Below are 20483 nucleotides of genomic sequence, written 5' to 3'. Positions count from 1 at the left end.
AATCGTATTCTATATAAATGGATATATTAATAAGTATACTTATTGAACATTATGAAAACATTATGTGTTTATTAAGAAAATATTAACTGATATTTAGACTCGATCTTTGATTTTGCGTAGCGAAAATGTAGATAATTTAATGGTATTTTGAGTTTTAATAAGGCGAACAGCGCGTTCAAGTAATTAAATAAAGTGTAATAAAATAAACTATCGTACAGGGCAAAATCATATCATCCAAATAAAACCAAATTGCCGTTATTTCGAACAAAGTGAAACGATGACGTATTATTGTTTGTGCTTTAATTGGTATGATTTTGTCCTGGACTATCGTATAGCTTTTTTTGCATAAAATTTAAATTATGGTATATTTGAATTAATAATAGTCAAAATAACTTTGATCTATAGGATGTTATAAGATATGGGAAAATCTGGAAAGCATAGAAAGCAAACGATAAAACCAGCTCAAAAATTTCATTTTTTTAAACACTCCAAGACTGACTTTCTCCCAGATTTAAGGCGCCTGTTGGATGATAGTGGGAGAAATTATCCTTCCGTGATCGAAACATTATTCAATAAAAACGATTTGCAAGCCCAACGTTTTCAGCGCCAACTTCTAGAACATTGGGCAAGAATGCCAGCCATGGACGTTCAAAGCAGCGTCCCCTTCGAGATAGTGACTTTGCGTAGCAAGCTTAGAAACAGCGCGAATATTAATGATATCAATTTTATGATCAATGGATTGATGGTCCTGATGAAATTAAACGGGTATGAAGGCATAAACTCCGTGTCCATTATCAAGTTAATCATCGAAAACCTCAAAACCAAAGAAGATCCTCGCAGTCTTATCGGCAGTTTGGAGTTGGCTGTTTGCCTGCTTGAAACCATCGATGCCAAAAGCCTGGATGCCATTGCTGTGGAAGTTAGCAATTTATTGGTGCATGATGATTCACTTGTGCAGAAGAAAGCAAAAGAATTGCTTAAAAGTTTGCTTGCAAATGAAAGTATTGTGCAAAAACTCTCCGGAGATACAAAAAAACGTTTGCTTGCAATGATACCTGATAATCTGGATCCTCGGGATGGTAAAAAAATTCTTAAGCTAAGTTATCTTGTTCATTGCCTGGCTCCTTTTATGAAAGACGATGAGAAGTATTCTTTGATCCAATTGTTATTAACGGAGGCCATTCCAAAGATTCGTAGTTCTGCGGCGAATGAGGCTTTGCGTCAACTTGCGCCCTTAATAAGAAATATGGATACTTCCTCTGAACTCAGAAAGGATATGCTGGCATTATTGAGCGAACGGCTAAAGAGCCGCCCTTCCTCCAACAAAAAAACAGCAATGGAGTTATTAATAGAATTGTATCCAGATTGTGAAAACACGGAAAAGAATGGCATTAGCAGGGATATTCTTGCCGAACTTCAGAATCCAAATTTACAATTTTATACCAACCATCTGCAAATGTTTGGCCTACTTTTGACAAAAATGGAGGAGTCAGAAAAAAAGAGTATATTAACTAACTCTCTGAATACGTTAAAACAAACAGAGAGATCGAATCTAGCACAAGCCTGCGCGGCACTGAATGTTGTCATAGAGATAGCTAAGACTGAACCTCACATCTCTTTCCCCCAGGAGGTCTTGATAAATATTGAAAATATAATTCGGTCTCCGGGTAATGAAAAACTCAAGAAATCTTTAATATCAGGATTGTCGTATGTTATGAATCATACGACGAAAGAAGAAAAAAATTCCTTCGCATACGATCTTTATAATATCTTATCCGCAAAAGAAACTTTATCCCCGGTGGACGTTGACTTACTTGTCCTTATTTTGTCATTTTCCGAAATGAATTTACAGGATACCATCACACAGTTTTTGCTCGTAAATTTTGACAGCTTAAACTTATACGCCCGTGAAAAAGTGCTCAATGGCTTATCTCAATTTCAAAATAATCCAAAACTTCTTAAAAAGATTAACATTGAGGATATCCTGTCTATTCTTGAAGGAGAAGAAAAGCAAAGTATTCGGAATGCCGCAGGAAAAGTTTTACATTATATCTTAACTTGCCAGGATGAAGATCGAGTGCTGGAGATAATGAAAAAATATGTTCACGCTTTAAGTGATAAAAAAACAGACCACAGTAAGATATTAGAGATTATAAAATTTATTGCTCCATCATTACCTGCAAAACTGAAAGCTGAGTTTATTAATCCCGTGTTAAAGAGTATTTCATCAGAAAATGACGCCATTGCCAAACAAGGACTTTTAGCTCTGACAAAACTATTGCCTGATCGTGATAGTATTGAACCTGAAACTATTGCTCAAATTATGACTATTATCGATGGTATTATTAATGACAAACTACATTACTCGACTCGTCTTGCAGTCATAAAAACAATAGAGGCATTGGATGGTCGTTTAGGTAAAACTGAGCACTCGTACTTAAAGACATTGGTAACCACATTGTTAAACGATCCAAATCAGGAAGTTCGTAATGAAGCAAAGCTTTATTGTTTTAAGCGGGTACTTGAAGGCCGACCTGTATTGGTAAATGCACTAGACGATATCAATAGTGAAGATTCGATTGAGAAATTACAAGTCTCATTGATGACGGATTTGCAGCACTATGCCAGTCTGGAACTAGAATCTAGCTCAAGTCATATTCTACAATAGAGTGAAATTCTCTCACAGAATGGACCAAATATGCCCGTTTTTCCGAGCAGAGCTGAGCACTTATAGTGAGAAGTCAGATTAATGGTTTGTCAGCATCGCCAATGCATTTTCTCGACAGATTTCATCTTTTCTTTTTTCAGAAAGTTTCAATTCGGTAAACAGTTTTTCAGTAAAATCAAACCAGGCTTTCACATTCATTTGATTTGTTTGCCCTAAATCTGAACTGTAAATCACTTTGGGCACATCAGATAAAACCTCGGTTAAATCCTCCTTGCTCTGATGTCCTAAAAGATATGTCAGCAAGGTTTGCTCTATCCAGACGAAGTCATGTCTGGCTATTTCCTTCAGTTCTTGAGCTTTCAAACCCATTAAAGGATGAGCCGGCTGATTTAATAATAAAGCTCGCACATTGTATTTGATGCAAGCATCAATAAGCTGATAAGTCTCCTCTCGTGAAGCATGTCCTGTTGACAATACAATGGGATAATCATTAGCCATTTTCAGAACATCAACAGCTTTCTTTTTTAATTGCAAATCTTCATTAAATAAAGTTTCTGCCTGCAATAACTCACTCCTTAAAGAAGGATAGACGAGCTGTCTTTGCAGACGTGACTGAAATTGACGGCCGGTTATGGTGGGAAAATGCACAATCATATGAGCTTTTATCAAGGGCTTGTAAGCGGCCAAAGCCTGAATAATAGCTCTGGGCTCAATTCCGGTTTTGTCGCATAAAATTTCTGATTTTGGTAATCTTCCCATTTTTTTCGGGCGGTCGTGAAATGATCAGTTTCAAATGGAAGCATTTTAGAAAAGACGTTATTTTGATGTTGGTTCGTTGGTACCTGGAGTATTCTTTGAGCTATCGAGATGTAGAAGAGCTGGCTTTGGAGCGTGGCCTGAACGTTGATCATTCCACGATACATCGCTGGGTTGTTGAATACGTACCTCAATTAGAAAGCTCATTTCGTAAACAATATAAAAAACAGGTTGGCACCTCCTGGCGCATGAATGAGACCTACATTAAAGTCAAAGGCGTTTGGATGTATTTATATCGTGCAGTGGATAAAGAAGGCAACACGGTTGACTTTATGTTTTCAGAAAAGCGCAATGAGCGTGCAGCCCGTACTTTTTTCATCAAAGCTATGGGCTCAAACGGCATCCCGCAAAAAGTGACTATGGATAAGAGCGGGGCAAATAAAGCGGCTCTAAACACGGTCAACATGCAGCTTGCGCTGCTCTTTATCCTGGGTGGCATACCATCGATTTATCAAAAAAATCACTCAACCCATGAAGGGGTTCAAAGCATTTCACGCCGCCGAAGCTACCCTTATTGGAATTGAACTCCGCCACATGCTGCGTAAAGGGCAACATAAACAGTCAGCGAACCAAACGATTTTTGAACAGTTCTATAGCCTCGCAGCATAGGTGTGTCTAAAATACATCCGTCTTACACTTTTAATTATTTTTGCGACATATCCAAAAAGAGAGGTAAAGCTTTGTTGAGATCATTGGTTCAACTGTTGGTTGCATAAGATCCCGGAATCCATAATGAGCCTTCATTTTGTTAACAAGCTCTTACAGCGACATTAAAGCCTTGCAGCATCTCGTCTGCAAGTATCTGCTTAATTTCAGAAAAGATTAATTTTTACAATTAATTTTTGGATTTGACGTAAGCCAATACTTAAACCTGACCCAAAAATTTTGCTCTCCATTATGTCCACAACTGTATATTTCAATGGGTTTGAACCTCCCTGGGTTCGAATAATGATAAGGAAGGCCCCAAGGATCTTTAGGTATTTCATTTAAGTATTTCACCCAATGTTGGGGAATTGGTTCTATAAGTGGTTTTTTAGTTAAAGCAGCTATCCCTTGATCGTTTGAAGGATAGAAACTGTTATCCAGTCTGTAAAATCTCATGGCATTTTCTATGCGGAGTATATCTTGCCTTTCTTGAATGGCCGCTTTGGATTCTTTTCCTTTGAAATGAAAGCTTATCGCAATGAGTATTGCAATTAGAAGTACCAAAATCATAATGATTATCATAATTTCAATAATTGTAAAGCCTATATTTTTCCTTGGCACATTTTTTGCTTGCATTTGTTTCATTTTTGAGAAGCTAATTTTCCTGAACTTGGATATTGTAAAAAAATCTTACGATTCTTAATCATAAGCGCAAAAATTAAATTTTATCAAGTATGATCCGCAAATTTTAATATACAAATAAATTTAGCATAGTTATATTATAAATTTAATATTAAACAGTCAGCTGTTTTCTTGACTGACTAACCCACATCCCTGAGTAAATGACTTATTAAAGGAATAATCTATATGAGATTGCGGACTTTACTCGGCGCAGCTTTATCCCTTGCTTTAGCTAAGGATTGCCTGGCTGCCACCTATAACACTGAAGCTCAGTCATCAATACCTAGGGAAGGGTTGCAAGCTGAAATGAAAGGCGAATGGGAAAAAGCGATTTCGATTTACACTGGTTTGCTGTTAAAGCAACCGGATAATCTTGAACTATGGCTGAGAGTTGCACAAATTAAGCATCATGTTAAAAATTATATTCTTGCCATTAATGCATATAAGCATGCAATAAGAATTCAGCCAGATAATCCAGCATTGCATAAAGCCCTCTCAGAAATCTATGCGGAAATAAATCAACCTGCGCAAGCTCTCGCAGCAGTGAATGAGGCAGTAAGGTTGAGTCCTGATAATGCAGAGTATTTGTTAGCGAGGGCAAAACTTGCAAACTGGAATAAAAAACCAGCCATAGCATTAGAAAGCTATCAAAAAATTTTGGCGCTTGGCAAAGCAGGGCAAGTCAGTGTTAATACCGTAGATATCTTGGTAGAGATTGGTCGTTTGCAAGCTCAGTTGGAAAATCATCAGGAAGCCATAAAAACTTATAGTCAGGCAATTTTTTTAAGTCCTGATGATCCAAAATTATACTTGGAGTTATCCAGATCTTATGCTAATCAAAAAGAACTCCATAAGGCTTTGGATGCCACGAATAAGGCTTTGGAGTTAGACGAGGACAACATTGAACTCCTGCGCATAAAGGCAAGATTAGCAAGCCTTTTACAAGAAAATCAAATTGCGGTAGAAACTTATCAAAAAATACTGGATCTGTCTGTTATTGATGATAAAGTAATAATTACTGACCGATTGGCGATTTTAAAACAGATAGCAAACCTGCAGAATCAGGCTCGGGACTATAACGAAGCTATAAAAACTTACGATCAAGCCATACAGATCTACCCAAATGAAGCCACACTCTATCACAGCCTATCTCAAACCTATGTCGCTTCAGGAAATCCTCAGAAGGCGATACAAACTATTGATCGAGCCATCAAATTGGATTCTGACAATGTGAATTACCTTGAGGCTAAGGCGACACTTGCGATGTGGTTGAAAGATAGTCAATTAGCTATTGAAACCAAGCAAAAAATCCTGGCGTTAAGTCAAGATAATGATAAAAAAGTTACTCTACTGAGAGAAATTGCAAGTTTATACAATCAAGATCATCAATACTTGGAAGCTATTAAGGCGTATGAACAAGCTATTATTTTAAAACCCAATAGAGCAGAGCTATACCAAGAGCTGTCTCAGACTTATGCAGCCTCACAGGATCCTCAAAATGCCTTGAAAGCGATTAGTAAAGCCATTGAAATTGCTCCTGATCACATTAGTTACCTGGAGGCAAAAGCTAAATACGCGAATTGGTTGAATGATCGTAAATTAGCCAGAACAACCTACAAAAAAATTTTAAGCCTGTCTCCTAAGCATAAAGAGGCTATCGCAGGACTTAAATGGTTAGAGTATGGAGTGGCGACAACAGATCAACCCCCCAGAGAGATGGATCCTGTAGATCAATTATTAGCTGAGGCTAATAATCTCGCAAGCCTAGGTCAATACATACAGGCATCTGAATCTGTTAAACGGGCTATTAAACTCAAGCCCAAAGATGCTGGTTTGTTCAAAACACTTTCTGAAATTTATGCTACAGATAATAGGCCACAATTAGCGCTTGATGCCATAAATCGGGCTTTAGCTTTGGAACCGGCAAATATCGATTACTTAAGAGCCAAAGGAACACTGGCAGCCTGGGCTGGAGACAGTGGTCAGATGGAAGAGAGTTATGTACGGATCCTGCTGCTCAAACCACAGGATCAAGAAGCCCTCCTAAATCTGGCACATGCTTTAAGATGGCAAGGTAGGACGGACGACAGCATCCGCGCCTATAAAAAACTTCTCAAGCTGTATCCGAAGGTTGCTGAAGGCTGGATTCATTACGCTGAAGTTTTGTCATGGACAGAAAACTATATATCTGCCTGTGCGGCTCTTGCTCAATATAGAAGCTTAAAAGGAATTACCACTGAGTATTTGACCAAAGAAGCTCGATTCCTGACATTAGCTGATCGCTATAAATCGGCTCTCGCCATTAATCAGCGTTTATTGAAAAAAAATCCAAACGATTTTTATTTGCTCACAACTCAGGTTACAGCTCTGGTTAAAGGGTTTCAAATCAATAATGCCCTTAAATACTTACAAAGGATTAACGAGCTATATCCTGATGAAAGGCAAGCAAGAAGTCTGAACAATATGATTCTGACGCCTTTAAGGACGAATGTGAATCTGGGTGGTGAATACATTTCCGCATCGGATACGACCAGAATTTTAAGTATACCCTTGACGGCTCAATATTTTCTGACTCCGACTGCGAGTTTGTTATTTCGCGGACTTTATGAGCGAGCCGTCGCCACGATTGATAGCGGTTTGGAAACTTATAACGGCAAAAACTCGATTTTTGATGAAAGCGCTATGATTGGGCTTTCTATTCAAGCCCAATCTCTGTTTAATTTATCAGCTTTGGTTGGCGGCTTGAAAATTCATAACGAAAATAGCCACGGAATTTATGAAATCAGCTTAAATCCTAATGTAGGGGAAGCTGTTAAACTTATTTTTACAAGTTTACATAATTTGTATAGGCCTTACCTTGTGCCTCAATCTCCCCGATCCATTTCACTGCAAATTATGGAAACTCGTAATGGTATCAATCTTGAATGGCAACCATTTCTTCAAAAATATTTAAATATTCTGGTTTCTCACTCAGACCTCAGCGATACCAATAGTTACTGGCATTATAATATTTGGCCTAAAGCCAGGGCGTATGGCTCTGAGCATTGGAAGGTTACTGTTGGACTTAATGCGGATATTTGGCAATACAAAAAGAGATTGGGAAATGGTTATTACGATCCGCTGGATTTCAAGGGTTATCAAGGAACTATTGAGGCTTATTATATCCAATCAGAAAATGTCGGCTATAGCATATGGGGCGGATTTGGCATCCAGAAAGATGAAACTTTTCCACGCTATTACTATGGAGAGGATTTAGGGTTTCAAGCCTTTTGGGGGATATACACTGACTGGCAGCTTCGATTTAAAGGAGGATATACGCTTAGAAAAAACCCCGACGGTAAATATGATGCTTGGTCTACAGGGTTAATTCTCACTAGGCGTTTTTAGTTCCAGGACAGCACTTATAATCTGAAATCGGATCAAATAATTATAGATTCCAGTTAAACTACAGTTAACACTTAAAAATATAAGGATATCAACCTCTATGAGAATACTGATAACCGGTGCTGCTGGATTTATAGGTTCCAATCTTGTTGAATATCACTTAAACAAAGGAGACATGGTATGTGGTGTAGATGATTTAAGTTCGGGAACGGAAGATAATATTAAAGAATTTCTGCATCATTCCAATTTTCATTTTATTAAGGACGATATCCTTACCTGGACAGATATTGAAACGTTTGCTTCTTGGGCTGATCGTATTTACCACATGGCCGCTGTAGTTGGAGTTTATAAAGTTATTCAAGAGCCAGAAAGAGTTTTGTCTGTAAACATTGCGGGCTGCGAAAATTTATTAAAGGCCGTTAGCAAAACTAATTGGAAAGCTCAAGTTTTACTGGCTTCAAGCGCAGAGGTTTATGGCCCTAAAGAAAAATTGCCTTTTGCTGAAGAAGATAACATTATTATTGAAACATCCGCTAAAAATCGTTGGAATTACTCAATCAGCAAGTTAGCAAATGAAGCACAGGGGCTTGCTTATTATCAAAAATTTCATATTCCTGTACTGGTGGCGCGTTTATTTAATACCATTGGCCCAAGACAAACCGGTCGTTATGGGATGGTGGTTCCTAATTTTGTAAGCCAGGCCAAGTCAGGCCAGCCTATTAGTGTGTTTGGTTCAGGAGACCAAACACGCTCATTTTGTGATGTTCGTGACACAGTAGTGATGCTGGATTTACTAATGAGTAACAAAAATACTTTTGGTGAGATTATTAATGTGGGTAACAATAGAGAGATAAGTATAAACGGTCTGGCTGAGACAGTAAAAAATATCGTCAATTCGAAGGTAGACATCCAGCATATTTCCTATCTTAAAGCCTATGGAAAAAACTATATTGACATTCAAAGAAGAAGTCCTAATTTAAAAAAACTTTTTCATTATATTGATTTTAAACATAAATTCTCCTTAGAGGAGACGATTAAAACATTGGTTGAATTTGACAAATAGTCAGGAACTCCACTGAACGTCCTTGCTGGTGATGTCTATGTAAATAGGCAAGTTTGCTGTCAAGTTGCAGGCAATTTTGGTTGAACAGTGAAAATGATCTATTATAGTTAATAGGAAAACTATTAGATAAATGTGATGACAATTTTTGCAGTCGTAGGCTTAGGATATGTCGGGCTGGAACTGGCTGTAGCCATGGCAAAGAAGAAGGAAACCTATGGCTATGATATTTCGCAAAGCAGAATTGAGGAGCTGCAGCGAAATCATGATAGAAATTGTATTGTTTCACCTGAAAGGCTGAAGGATAGCAAACTTAAGTTAACTAATGATGTCAAATCAATAAGCGGCGCCAACTTCTATATTGTAGCTGTTTCCACCCCGGCTTATTTTTATGAACTGCCAAATTTGGAACTTTTGATTAGTGCTACAAGAGACATAGCAAGTGTTCTCAAAAAAGGAGATATCATTGTATTTGAATCCACCGTCTATCCTGGTACAACAGAAGAAGTTTGTATTCCTGTTTTGGAGCAAGTAAGTCATTTGCGCTGCGGCCAGGATTTTAACGTTGGTTATTCACCGGAAAGAATAAGCCCCGGAGATAAGGAACACCATTTGAAGAATATACCTAAAGTAATTTCTGCCCAAAACAAGTCTACCTTGAGAAAAATTCAAAACGCTTATCAATTGATCTGTGACATGGTCTATCCCACTTCAAATATAAAAACAGCAGAAGCAATAAAGATATTGGAAAATACACAAAGAGACATCAATATTGCATTTATGAATGAATTTTCACAAATCATGCACGCGCTCGATCTGGATACTCATGAAGTCATTGAAGGCTCAAAGACAAAATGGAGTTTCATTCCTTTTAAGCCGGGTTTTGTGGGTGGGCACTGTATTGCAATTGATCCGCAGTATTTGGCGTTTAAAGCCAAAAGGCATGGCATGGAGCCTAAAATGATCTTGACAGCTCGGCAGATTAATGATGGACTGACTCAGTTTATCATCCGTGAAATGAATAGAGCCCTTATCAAAAAGAACATTTACTTCAACAAAATAAAAATCGGATTATTTGGAGTAACCTACAAAGAAAATATTCCGGACATTCGCAATAGTCTTGCTTTTAAACTCATTAAAGAGCTAAAAGAATATGACTATGATTATACTGTCCACGATCCCTTGGCCAATAAAAAAGTTGTAAAAGAAAAATATCAGTTGGACCTTAAAGAATATGAAGAAATGCGGGATCTCTCAGTTGCCATTATCATTGTGCAGCATGATTTTTACCGAAAGCAGGGACTTAAGCAATTTGCTACCAAACTTAAACAGCCAGGATTAATAATGGACATACCTAATTTATTTGTTAATGATAAAGAAAAGTTTAAGCAACAACTAGTCTATTGGAGCTTGTAATGGCTGCTTTATCTTATTTCATAATTGGTCCTACAATAATTACCAGTCTTGTGGGTTGGGTTTACGGACGAGATAAAACAGTCCCGACTCCCGCGGAAGATTGGCGTAAAGCGGTGGTAGATGTCATTATCCCGGCTTACAATGCTGAAGCGGAAATCGACTTATGTCTAGCATCACTGGTTCGTCAAACTTTGAAACCTCGCCATATCTTTGTGATTGATGACGGCAGTTCTGATCATACGAAACTGTTTGCTGAAGACATTTGTAAAAGATTAAATATAGCAAATATTAGTATTATACGAAGAGAAAAAAGCATTGGAAAAACCCCGAGTATTGAAAAAGGAGCTTATGAAAGCGATGCAGATGTAGAGTTCGTTTTGGACAGTGACACCATTTTGGCTTCTGAGAATTATCTTGAAAGGTTGGTAGAGGAGCTTTATAAAGGAGTTGGTATTGCTTCTGCGTGCGGAGTTATTTATCCGTTAAAGGAAAGAGATCGTAGTAAATTACTTGCTGATGAACAGGTAGGGACTGCTTTAAGAGAACACTTTAAACTTCATCCTGAAGCTGGTTATTATAATAAACATGGCAACCTACAGCGTTTTTCGCGGTTTATTACCAATCTTTATCGTGACGTGTTATACAAGTTTTTACAACATTTTGTATATCGGGGCGAAATGATTTTTTTCGGCACAATTATTAATCCTGTAGGCTGTGCAGTGGCATATAGAAGAAAATACATAAAGGATATTTTCCTGAATGCCAGGGAAGCTTTAGGTAGTGATTTAACAACTTCAGAAGATATATACATTGGCTTTGCCTTCACTAATGAAGGCTATCGAAACATACAATTACCTGATGTTATTGCCTGTACATTAGAACCCCCTATTCAAAAGTTACCCTTTCAGGTTTTTTTATGGTCCTCAGCTTTCCTGCAAAGTGTTTATTATTTTAATTATTTGGTGGCAACCCCCTTTAAAGCCATCAACAAATGGATATATAAAGTTCGCAATGCAAAAAATGAAAGGGAAATGAAAGATAGAAGGAAAATTAAAGAACAGTATCGGCAAAGTTTTGGCGTTGATGTTACTAAAAGATTTGGTCGCCCTATTGGTTGGTTTGTTTTTACCAACACAATTGAAAAATTGTTATTTCCCACTATTTTTTTGTTGTTTATTATTTTTGGTTGGTGGGAAGTGCTTTTATTAACGTTTATTTTTGAATCTTTGATTTCCAGCCTATTTGTAGCGATTAGTACAAAAGGTGAGCGAATTAAGATGTTTTTTAAAAGCTTGCTTGTATCTCCTATACGATATTGTCTCTTATTTTACGATTTGGTGGTTATCTTTAAATTTGTCATTGATTTGTGGCTCACAAAACATAGGGCTTGGCGTAAGTGAGGTTCTGTCGAAAATAGGAGACGTGATTTATACTGTTCAGGCGAGAATAAGAATCAATGCGCATCATCCTTATTTAAACACAGTTCTTTTGCAATTTGCTCTGTTGATAAATTCAACCCCAAAAAGTATAAAAACAAGACCCAGGTTTTCAATGGACGGTGGTGCCCAGAGAATACTGTGTTCGTTAAATCATCAAAGCGCTTACAACAGTCCTTACATTCGTAACGTTGTTTATATTGCTCTGTATCATCTTTGCCACGTCTAATCACATCTTCAGATACACAATGAGGACAGGATGTCTTCTCCGGCCATCTTAAATCACGAACAGCTTCATAACAACGAGCATCGTCAATCAAATTTTGAATGTTAACTTCCATATCAAACTGCTTATCTATCAATCTAAGGCAAGGACGAATTCTCAATTAAATCAGTGCAATTTGCAAGACCCGGAATCCATAATGAGCCTAAATTTTAATATGTTTTTAATTGATTTTTTTCTAAACTCATCAATAGCCGAAAGCTTGGCATCAGCATAACTTGAAAGTTTTTGATTTCTTTCCACCGGAAAGTTTGCAGGGCCAACAATAAAGCTGGAAGCAACTCTGGCATGAGAGTGAAGCCAAGCTTGATAATAATCACGCAATCTTTCACGATGCGATTTAAACCACTCATCAACCATAACGTCATAATCCTGCCTCAAATCAGCTCCTCTTTTGGAGGCTTTTCTGATTTCATCCAACACCTTGATCTTGTCTGCCAGCAGGCTTTCAGCGTATTCAAGGCGGACGTTAACCCCTCGTTTTTCGGGTGAAAATGAGGTGTTCATGAAAGACCGTTCCGCTATGGATTGGCTTATATCATGGAGATATTCAGAAGCTTCTGGGTTATTGTTTTTGATTTCGTTTTCTAAATTTTTTACGTAGCTGTAATGACCCGCAATCAAAACCCCCTTGGACTGCAAACAGCGCATAAAACTGGCCCAGATTAAATGCGAATGGAATTGCGTTTTGGCTCACTTTAATTGCTTCCAGAAAAATCCTGGCCCAAATTAACTGCCTCCAGGCCCACATTATTTGCGAATGAAATTTTCACCAACCACCTGAAAAATGCACGTTTTCAGGTGGTTTTAATCTGACCCTACTTGATTTTGTGTGTATTATGTGTATACTATAAGATATGAAAAGCGCAGACATAATAAAAATAATTGAGCGTGACGGCTGGGTTAAATGCCATCAAAAAGGCAGCCATTGTCAGTTCAAACACCCAGTAAAAAAAGGAAGGGTAACAGTACCTCATCCTAAAAAAGATTTGCCTGTTAAAACAGTTGCCAGCATTTTTAAGCAGGCTGGTATTAGTAAGGAGGATATAAAATGAGATATCCAGTTGTTATACATAAAGACGAAAACAGCGATTTTGGTGTTATGGCTCCAGATATCCCTGGCTGTTATTCAGCAGGAAGTACTTATGATGAAGCGCTGAATAATATGGTAGAGGCTATTGAATGTCATCTTGAGGGATTACTATTGGATAATGAGACAATTCCAGTAGGATCATCAATGGACCTTTGGGTTCATGATGAAGAATTTAAAGAGGGCGTATGGGCATTTGTAGATATAGATTTAAGTCAGATCTCAGGTAAAGCAAAACGTATAAATATTACTATACCGGAGCGAGTGTTAAATCTTATTGATCTCTACGCCAAAAGTCACTCGATAAAAAACCGGTCTTCTTTTCTTGCTGACGCCGCTCTTAGTTATATGGAAAGTCATAAATAATAATTTAATATGCTACTAGCATCACTTCTCATAAAAAAACCATAGAAAAACCCCATCACTTTGCTTTGTTTTTCTTAATGGGTTTTTGTGTGGTGATTTTAGTTTATTATGACATTCTCCCAGCCACCAGAAAAACGGACGTTTTTTTAGTGGTAGGATTGCCAGTCAATGCAAAAATGCCAATGAGGTCGTTAGAACTAAAAGGCAGGTGGTGCCCACTCATCTTCGGAACCTTCTTCGTAATCGGTGGTTGTCAATATGGTTAATGTCCTGCCATTATTACCTAGGACGATTACTTCTTCTAATGCCTCTATTTCATTATCTATATGAAACCAATGTATTAAATCAGCTGAACTTTGAGTTTGTCTCGTTTTACCCTTGTTAATCATATACGTCAATGAACATTTTGGTATAAGGGAATTGCGTTTTAAGTTCTGAAAGCCTTTAAATTGATGGCAGAAGAGCAAAAACAATATTCTACGACATTATCTGAACTGACAATAACAGCTACAGCTGCATCTGTTATTTCTGTATATCGAATTGCAGAAGATGTTAAAGAGGTCTTACATATTTTTGATAAGTGTTCAATAGATGATAAACCATCTTTACATTTCCCCGCTTCTTTAATAATTAATTTTTTTGGCATGAGCAGGCCAGCTGCAAAGTGATCGGTTTCTTTTTCGATCTGGTTTGAAGAAGTAAAACCTGCATGGGATTCATGAATATTTTTCCCGTCCCTGAATATGTTTTCCGGATGAGATGGCAAAAAATAATGACTAAGTTCATGAGCGATTGAAAATCTTTGGAAGCCTTCATTTTTGATATGAGTAGCGTAAATGATTGTGAATTGTTCACGATAACGGAGAAGCATGCCTGATACTCCTGCAACACTATCAGGCTTTGGTTCTATATGTATGTTTTCTTGCTCAGCAATAGAAAATACATCAACTGGTAATACAAGATTTTCATCTTGAACAATTTTCTCGGCAGTTGATATGGCTTGGGTTAATTTGAAATCCTTCATTTATTAATTTTTTCCGTGATGTCTTTCCAGCATTTTTTTAATCATATCCTGTGCTAATTGTTTATCTTCTTCGTTTAGCTTTTTAACATCCCGATACAGTTCATCTGCTTCATTTATATTGCCGCTTGGGTTGTCGGTCCTGCCTAAAAGATAATCTGTAGTAACATCTAAGGCTTCTGCCAATTGCCTTAAATTTTTAAATGACGGCTTTCTTGAGCCTTCAACGTTTTCAAAATGAGAAATGGATGTTGCAGGGGATATGTCGCAAAAATAATTAAAAGTGTAAGACGGATGTATTTTAGACACACCTATGCTGCGAGGCTATAGAACTGTTCAAAAATCGTTTGGTTCGCTGACTGTTTATGTTGCCCTTTACGCAGCATGTGGCGGAGTTCAATTCCAGTAAGGGTAGCTTCGGCGGCGTGAAATGCTTTGAACCCCTTCATGGGTTGAGTGATTTTTTTGATAAATCGATGGTATGCCACCCAGGATAAAGAGCAGCGCAAGCTGCATGTTGACCGTGTTTAGAGCCGCTTTATTTGCCCCGCTCTTATCCATAGTCACTTTTTGCGGGATGCCGTTTGAGCCCATAGCTTTGATGAAAAAAGTACGGGCTGCACGCTCATTGCGCTTTTCTGAAAACATAAAGTCAACCGTGTTGCCTTCTTTATCCACTGCACGATATAAATACATCCAAACGCCTTTGACTTTAATGTAGGTCTCATTCATGCGCCAGGAGGTGCCAACCTGTTTTTTATATTGTTTACGAAATGAGCTTTCTAATTGAGGTACGTATTCAACAACCCAGCGATGTATCGTGGAATGATCAACGTTCAGGCCACGCTCCAAAGCCAGCTCTTCTACATCTCGATAGCTCAAAGAATACTCCAGGTACCAACGAACCAACATCAAAATAACGTCTATGGTGAGCCCACCAAGCCCCTTCGTATTCCTGTATCCCGTCTTGACGACGTTAAGGCTTTTCTCGCATCGGGTCAAGGTATGGAGTTACCGCTTTATTCAAGCACCGTTCGTGCAGGCTTTCCCTCTCCTGCGGACGATTACATTGAATGCAGGCTCGATTTAAACCAGCATTTAATCAAACATCCAGCCGCCACCTTTTTTGTGAGAGCCTCTGGTGACTCATGAACCATGCGGGCATTCAATCCGGTGACATGCTCGTGGTTGACCGAAGCATAGAGGCCATACACGGTAAATCGTCATTGCTGCCATTGATGGGGAGCTGACCGTAAAACGGCTCTTTAAAAAAGAAGGCCAGGTCAGGCTTTTGGCTGAAAACCCAAATTATTTTAAAGTGGCAGCTTCCTGTCTCCTTAAGCCTGTAAATATAATTAACAGCAGGTAATCCCGCAGTATGTGATTTTCAAGATTTTTTACAGCCGAATACCAATTCGCTAACTCATGCGACTTAATGTAACTTTTTCGCCGTTCAACGCGATACCATGAGCGGGTTTGTGATAAACGACGTACTGGATTTTCAGGAATAAGCGAGCGACCGTGTGCATCTTCATATTGTCCTGCTGCAAAGTTAAAAATCGCTCTTAATACCCGCATGGCTAAATTGGCGTAAGCTTCACCATGCTCACGCCCAAGTTTTTCGTACTGACGAGTAATGTGATCTTTGGTAATCATTAGAAGAGGCTTTTTACGCCAATGAGGAAATGCTTTGGTGAGTACCTGCTGATAATTGACTTTCGTTGATTCTTTTAAAGACTTACGTGCCTTAAAATAATCTTTGAATACCTCATCCAAGGTTATTTCTGCCATTTTAGCGGTTTTTTTCTCAACCAGTGGATCAATTCCGCATGCGATTTGTCCAAGTGTCTCTAACGCTTTTTTTCTTGCCATCTCAGCGGTTAATTCAGGATAACGACCTAAAGTGATGCGACTTAATTTTCCTTTTATTATTTTTTCGACAAAAAAAGCTTTTGTGCCACCGGATGTGACTCGTAATCCAAACCCTTTTAACTGATCATCATAGTATTTTTTTTGAGCGGTTCTTCCTTTTTGGGTCGCCTCAGGTAGTGGTACGTTTTCTACAGTAGATTTTTTAATTCGCATAAAATTTCCATCGGTGTGTCGAACATGTGTCGAACATGTGTCGAACATGTGTCGAACATGTGTCGAATATGTGTCGAATATGTGTCGAAGAATGAGGTAAAATATCTTAAAAGAACTTATAACTTAATACAAGCTTAATGATCTGTAAATAAAAGAAATTTAAAAGAAATTAAAACTGTGTCGAAGTCCATAAAATGCACAATTTTTTAATTCGTAATCAATAGGTCTGCGGTTCGATTCCGCACAACGGCATCAGGACATTAAGAGGTTATAGTTAACTTTTTTCATTGAAATGCCACCCCTAATTTCAAAACGTTCCTCTAAGAATACATATGCCATCAACAATTTAAGTTAGCGTTTAACCGATTAATTAGCTGATTAAATAAACTGCGATCTTTGTCTGAAAAATCTTTTAACGCAAAGTCATTTAGTTCGTTGGCACAAGCTAAAATAGTTTCTTTATGCTGCTTGCCTTTATCAGTAAGCTTTATGAACAAAGCGCGTCTATCTTTTGGGCTTTGTTCGCGTATAATCAATCCATCTCGTTCCATCCGGTCTAAGGTTCTTACAGCGGTAGGTTGTTCAATGCCAATGCGCTTATACATCTCCGACTGAGTTAATCCATCTTGTTGATATAGCTCCATAAGAAAATAAGTATAGGCATGAGTTATGCCGTGTGGTTTTAATAATGCATTTGCTTTTTTAATCAAGAGACGATTGGCTTTTTTGATTAGAGTGGATGTATTCATTGGTATCTAGACTCCAATATAACATAGCTTGCTATATATTAGCATGCTATGTTAGCATGATCCAACTTATTCAGGAGAAAATGATGAAGAAGCAACCTATTTATCAAGTTGATGCATTCTCCTCCCAAATATTTGGAGGAAATCCAGCTGCAGTTTGTCCATTGAGATATTGGTTAAGTGATAAACAAATGCAAGCTATTGCTGCAGAAAATAATCTTTCTGAAACTGCTTTTATCGTTCATGAAGGTGAATATTTCCAGATTCGCTGGTTTACCCCCAACACCGAAGTTGCATTATGTGGTCATGCAACATTGGCAAGCGCATTTGTTATTTTTGAATTTTTAGACTATCAAAAAGATGATATTGTTTTCAAAAGTAAAAGTGGAGAGTTGCGAGTAAAGAAAAATGCAGCTTTATTACAAATGGATTTTCCAGCACTGCCTTATAATAAAATAACGCCATCCCTTTCCTTATTAAATGCCCTTAATACTCAGGTGAAAGAGGTGTTTGAGAGCACTTTTGATTTGTTGTGTATTCTTGAAAATGAACAAAATGTAAAAGAAGCCAAACCAGATTTGCATGCAATAAGTGAATTAAACCATCGCGGAATAATTTTATCTGCACCAGGAAGCGATGTAGATGTTTATTCACGTTGTTTTTACCCTGGCTGTGATGTTCCGGAAGACCCTGTTACTGGATCAGCTCACTGTGTTATCGCTCCTTATTGGTGTGAGCTTTTAAAAAAGAAAAACATTTATGCAAAACAAGGATTGAAGCGAAAAGGCGAATTGCTTTGTGAAGTAGATATGGATCGGGTTTTATTATCAGGCTCATGTCAACTGTATTTACAAGGACATATTTTCTTACCCTGATTTCACGTACATTATCAGTTATTTTTATAAAACTAAAGGAAGCTAACAAATGAGTCTTCGGTTATTATCTTTGGCAGAAGTTAAGCAAAGCATCACTATGAGTCAAGCAATCGATGCAATGAGAGGGTTTTTATTCAATTGGCCAGGCAACAAGTGAAATTGCCATTGAGAACAGCCATTTCTATAAGTGATGAAGAAGCGCTGACACTAACAATGCCAGCCTACTTAGAACAAGATAAGGCCTTAGGTTTAAAGGTGGTTTCTATTTTTCCAAAAAATATTTCCAAAAATATACCGTCAATTACCGGCTTCATTATGTTACTTGATGCAAGCACCGGAGAGCCAAAAGTATTAATGGATGCTGCCTATTTAACCGCCTTGAGAACAGGAGCTGTTTCTGGCCTGGCAACAAAATATTTTGCACAAGACAACGCTAAGCATGTGGCCATTATTGGTTCAGGAGCACAGGCTATTACGCAACTTGAAGCGGTAACTTCCGTTCGCAACATCAAACAGGTTTCGGTATGGTCTAGAAATATTAATAAAGCAAAAGAATTCGCTAAAAAACTAGAGAATCAATATGACATTGCAGTCTATGAAAATATTTCATTGGCCGTAAGAGATGCTGATATCATCTGTACAGCAACAAGCAGTACAAAACCATTAATTTATTTAAATGATATTGCTCAGCCTCATGCCCATATTAATGCCATAGGATCGCATTCCAAATCCATGCAGGAGATTAGTCAGGATATTTTAAGTAATTCCAATGTTTTTGTTGATCAATTGGAAGCTGCTCTATCAGAATCTGGGGAAATAATAGAAGCTGTTGAGCAAAATTCATTAAAAAATGAAACTATCATTGAACTCGGCCAATGGTTATTAAACAAAGATAAAAATTACAAAAATGACTTAACTGTGTTTAAATCAGTCGGTCTTGCCATCCAAGATTTAAGCGTAGCAGAAGTTGTTTATCAACGATTTATTCAATCTTATGGCAATGAGGCAAAGACGGATAAACTGGATGCCCTCTCATTGGCTTTATATGGGTATGAGCGAGCACAACGACTAGAACTATTTACTCCTCAATCAACAAAAGCCCTTGCCTTATTTGAGTTGGTGCAGCGTCGTAATGATTTAAAACAAATGCTTGTTGCAGAAAAGAATAGATTAAAAGCTCCTCGCGCGGACATCATCAAAGCGAGCTGTAATGCAATGCTCGAGGTGCTTAATAATCAAATCAAGACCATTACAGATGAAATAAATACCTTGATAGAGGCTGACTCTGTGTTAAGAGAAAAAAAAGCTATTCTAAAAACTATTCCCGGCATAGGGGATATCATTGCTAATGAGCTTCTTGTCTTATTACCAGAATTAGGTTCCTTAACGCGACGTAAAATTGCTTCGCTTGCTGGCCTTGCACCAAAGGCAAATGATAGCGGGCAGTTTAGCGGTTATCGGTGTATTGGTTATGGCAGATGTGGAATTAAGCCCATATTATTCTTAGCTGCCATGGCTGCAAGAAATTCAAATTCTAGCTTAAAATCTTTCTACAATCAGTTAATTTCTTCCGGAAAGAAAAAGATGGTAGCTTTAACTGCTTTAATGCGAAAAATCATTGTTATTGCAAATGCCAGAATAAGAGATTTTAATTCGGGATTATTTTGTGCATGATGATAGATTAATTAAATTTAAAAAAACGGTTAAGACATAGTTGATCTATGCGAAGCTTTGTTAGGCCCCGCTATCAAGTAGCAGGGATTTGATGAAAAAAATAACTGGAGTCGAAGCGCCCCATATGAACAAGAAAATGATTCGAGTAGCCTAATTTTATGCTAATAAATGAATGGTGGAGAGTCATTTCTAACGAAGGATAAGAAGAAAGACCTGCGACGAGAAAATGAATGTCCC

The 20483-nt window shown here is 37.8% G+C and carries 17 protein-coding genes and 3 pseudogenes; 11 read left to right on the top strand and 9 right to left on the bottom strand.

Features of this window, described 5'->3' with window-relative positions; genetic code table 11:
* Positions 1–523: 523 nt before the first annotated feature.
* Positions 524–2668, top strand: coding sequence for a hypothetical protein (locus tag E4T55_RS13175; protein ID WP_135121928.1), 2145 nt, complete (start codon positions 524–526; stop codon positions 2666–2668).
* A gap of 78 nt (positions 2669–2746) precedes the next feature.
* Here the strand turns inward: E4T55_RS13175 and E4T55_RS13170 are convergent, their stop codons facing one another.
* Entirely contained in the window at positions 2747–3427 is a 681-nt protein-coding gene (locus E4T55_RS13170) for a DUF6282 family protein (protein WP_058500969.1), read from the bottom strand.
* Positions 3428–3447: 20 nt separating this feature from the next.
* On the opposite strand from E4T55_RS13170, the gene E4T55_RS13165 reads away from it, so the two are divergent.
* Positions 3448–4093, top strand: a protein-coding gene (locus E4T55_RS13165) for an IS6 family transposase (RefSeq protein ID WP_418287821.1) whose coding sequence is annotated in 2 segments (ribosomal slippage) — positions 3448–3917 and positions 3916–4093 — 648 coding nt in all. Because the reading frame shifts where the segments join, the coding sequence is not laid out codon by codon here.
* Positions 4094–4306: 213 nt separating this feature from the next.
* Here E4T55_RS13165 and gspG read toward each other — a convergent pair.
* Complete coding sequence (gene gspG, locus E4T55_RS13160) at positions 4307–4765, bottom strand: type II secretion system major pseudopilin GspG (RefSeq protein WP_223168331.1); 459 nt, start codon at positions 4763–4765, stop codon at positions 4307–4309.
* A 231-nt stretch (positions 4766–4996) separates the two neighbouring features.
* Between gspG and E4T55_RS13155 the strand changes: the two genes are divergently transcribed.
* From E4T55_RS13155 to E4T55_RS13140, 4 genes are all read left to right on the top strand, one after another.
* A complete protein-coding gene (locus E4T55_RS13155; protein WP_082636473.1) occupies positions 4997–8197 on the top strand; it encodes a tetratricopeptide repeat protein in 3201 nt (1066 codons plus the stop codon).
* A 97-nt stretch (positions 8198–8294) separates the two neighbouring features.
* Positions 8295–9257 (top strand): GDP-mannose 4,6-dehydratase, encoded by a 963-nt coding sequence (locus E4T55_RS13150; protein WP_058500958.1) that lies wholly within the window; start codon positions 8295–8297, stop codon positions 9255–9257.
* Between the two features lie 135 nt (positions 9258–9392).
* Positions 9393–10670: a nucleotide sugar dehydrogenase gene (locus E4T55_RS13145; RefSeq protein WP_058500959.1), complete on the top strand. Its 1278-nt coding sequence runs from the start codon at positions 9393–9395 to the stop codon at positions 10668–10670.
* Complete coding sequence (locus E4T55_RS13140; RefSeq protein ID WP_058500960.1) at positions 10670–12070, top strand: glycosyltransferase; 1401 nt, start codon at positions 10670–10672, stop codon at positions 12068–12070. The genes E4T55_RS13145 and E4T55_RS13140 overlap by 1 nt, the downstream gene beginning before the upstream one ends.
* 53 nt (positions 12071–12123) lie before the next feature.
* On the opposite strand, the gene E4T55_RS13135 is transcribed toward E4T55_RS13140, so the two are convergent.
* Together E4T55_RS13135 and E4T55_RS13130 are read right to left on the bottom strand one after the other, a co-directional pair.
* Complete coding sequence (locus tag E4T55_RS13135; RefSeq protein WP_058500961.1) at positions 12124–12447, bottom strand: transposase; 324 nt, start codon at positions 12445–12447, stop codon at positions 12124–12126.
* A gap of 50 nt (positions 12448–12497) precedes the next feature.
* Complete coding sequence (locus E4T55_RS13130; RefSeq protein ID WP_131780761.1) at positions 12498–12896, bottom strand: hypothetical protein; 399 nt, start codon at positions 12894–12896, stop codon at positions 12498–12500.
* 350 nt (positions 12897–13246) lie between these two features.
* On the opposite strand from E4T55_RS13130, the gene E4T55_RS13125 reads away from it, so the two are divergent.
* Positions 13247–13444: a type II toxin-antitoxin system HicA family toxin gene (locus tag E4T55_RS13125; RefSeq protein WP_058500963.1), complete on the top strand. Its 198-nt coding sequence runs from the start codon at positions 13247–13249 to the stop codon at positions 13442–13444.
* A complete protein-coding gene (locus tag E4T55_RS13120; protein ID WP_058500964.1) occupies positions 13441–13845 on the top strand; it encodes a type II toxin-antitoxin system HicB family antitoxin in 405 nt (134 codons plus the stop codon). Before E4T55_RS13125 ends, E4T55_RS13120 begins: the two co-directional genes overlap by 4 nt.
* A 427-nt stretch (positions 13846–14272) precedes the next feature.
* Here the strand turns inward: E4T55_RS13120 and E4T55_RS13115 are convergent, their stop codons facing one another.
* From E4T55_RS13115 to E4T55_RS13105, 3 genes and pseudogenes are all read right to left on the bottom strand, one after another.
* Positions 14273–14869, bottom strand: coding sequence for an ImmA/IrrE family metallo-endopeptidase (locus E4T55_RS13115; RefSeq protein ID WP_058500966.1), 597 nt, complete (start codon positions 14867–14869; stop codon positions 14273–14275).
* 3 nt (positions 14870–14872) lie between these two features.
* Positions 14873–15175 (bottom strand): helix-turn-helix domain-containing protein, encoded by a 303-nt coding sequence (locus E4T55_RS15345; RefSeq protein WP_058500967.1) that lies wholly within the window; start codon positions 15173–15175, stop codon positions 14873–14875.
* A gap of 2 nt (positions 15176–15177) precedes the next feature.
* Positions 15178–15778: pseudogene (locus E4T55_RS13105) on the bottom strand (IS6 family transposase).
* Between E4T55_RS13105 and E4T55_RS15495 the strand changes: the two are divergent.
* Positions 15752–16235, top strand: a pseudogene (locus tag E4T55_RS15495) (LexA family protein). The pseudogenes E4T55_RS13105 and E4T55_RS15495 overlap by 27 nt on opposite strands.
* Here E4T55_RS15495 and E4T55_RS13095 read toward each other — a convergent pair.
* Both E4T55_RS13095 and E4T55_RS13090 read right to left on the bottom strand, forming a co-directional pair.
* A pseudogene (locus E4T55_RS13095) lies at positions 16178–16951 on the bottom strand (tyrosine-type recombinase/integrase); the annotation flags it as partial. The pseudogenes E4T55_RS15495 and E4T55_RS13095 sit on opposite strands and share 58 nt — an antisense overlap.
* Positions 16952–17289: 338 nt before the next feature.
* Positions 17290–17700, bottom strand: coding sequence for a MarR family winged helix-turn-helix transcriptional regulator (locus tag E4T55_RS13090; protein ID WP_058500971.1), 411 nt, complete (start codon positions 17698–17700; stop codon positions 17290–17292).
* Between the two features lie 83 nt (positions 17701–17783).
* Here E4T55_RS13090 and E4T55_RS13085 point away from each other — a divergent pair, with 83 nt between their 5' ends.
* Both E4T55_RS13085 and E4T55_RS13080 read left to right on the top strand, forming a co-directional pair.
* Positions 17784–18572, top strand: a complete 789-nt coding sequence (locus E4T55_RS13085) for a PhzF family phenazine biosynthesis protein (RefSeq protein ID WP_058500972.1) — start codon at positions 17784–17786, stop codon at positions 18570–18572.
* A 153-nt stretch (positions 18573–18725) separates the two neighbouring features.
* Positions 18726–20246, top strand: coding sequence for a transposase (locus E4T55_RS13080; protein WP_245183893.1), 1521 nt, complete (start codon positions 18726–18728; stop codon positions 20244–20246).
* The last annotated feature ends 237 nt before the right edge of the window (positions 20247–20483 follow it).

It is taken from the genome of Legionella israelensis, from assembly GCF_004571175.1.
Classification (GTDB): domain Bacteria; phylum Pseudomonadota; class Gammaproteobacteria; order Legionellales; family Legionellaceae; genus Legionella_D; species Legionella_D israelensis.
The sequence above is the reverse complement of the archived record's forward strand: the minus strand, read 5'-3'. Positions and strand labels throughout refer to the sequence as shown.

Bases quoted from the DNA above. Each gene is read 5' to 3' on its own strand.
- E4T55_RS13130 (WP_131780761.1), bottom strand. From the start codon at position 12,896: ATGAACACCTCATTTTCACCCGAAAAACGAGGGGTTAACGTCCGCCTT.
- E4T55_RS13115 (WP_058500966.1), bottom strand. From the start codon at position 14,869: ATGAAGGATTTCAAATTAACCCAAGCCATATCAACTGCCGAGAAAATT.
- E4T55_RS13085 (WP_058500972.1), top strand. From the start codon at position 17,784: ATGAAGAAGCAACCTATTTATCAAGTTGATGCATTCTCCTCCCAAATA.
- E4T55_RS13170 (WP_058500969.1), bottom strand. From the start codon at position 3,427: ATGGGAAGATTACCAAAATCAGAAATTTTATGCGACAAAACCGGAATT.
- E4T55_RS13090 (WP_058500971.1), bottom strand. From the start codon at position 17,700: ATGAATACATCCACTCTAATCAAAAAAGCCAATCGTCTCTTGATTAAA.
- E4T55_RS13140 (WP_058500960.1), top strand. From the start codon at position 10,670: ATGGCTGCTTTATCTTATTTCATAATTGGTCCTACAATAATTACCAGT.
- E4T55_RS13135 (WP_058500961.1), bottom strand. From the start codon at position 12,447: ATGGAAGTTAACATTCAAAATTTGATTGACGATGCTCGTTGTTATGAA.
- gspG (WP_223168331.1), bottom strand. From the start codon at position 4,765: ATGCAAGCAAAAAATGTGCCAAGGAAAAATATAGGCTTTACAATTATT.
- E4T55_RS13145 (WP_058500959.1), top strand. From the start codon at position 9,393: ATGACAATTTTTGCAGTCGTAGGCTTAGGATATGTCGGGCTGGAACTG.
- E4T55_RS13125 (WP_058500963.1), top strand. From the start codon at position 13,247: ATGAAAAGCGCAGACATAATAAAAATAATTGAGCGTGACGGCTGGGTT.
- E4T55_RS13155 (WP_082636473.1), top strand. From the start codon at position 4,997: ATGAGATTGCGGACTTTACTCGGCGCAGCTTTATCCCTTGCTTTAGCT.
- E4T55_RS13120 (WP_058500964.1), top strand. From the start codon at position 13,441: ATGAGATATCCAGTTGTTATACATAAAGACGAAAACAGCGATTTTGGT.
- E4T55_RS13150 (WP_058500958.1), top strand. From the start codon at position 8,295: ATGAGAATACTGATAACCGGTGCTGCTGGATTTATAGGTTCCAATCTT.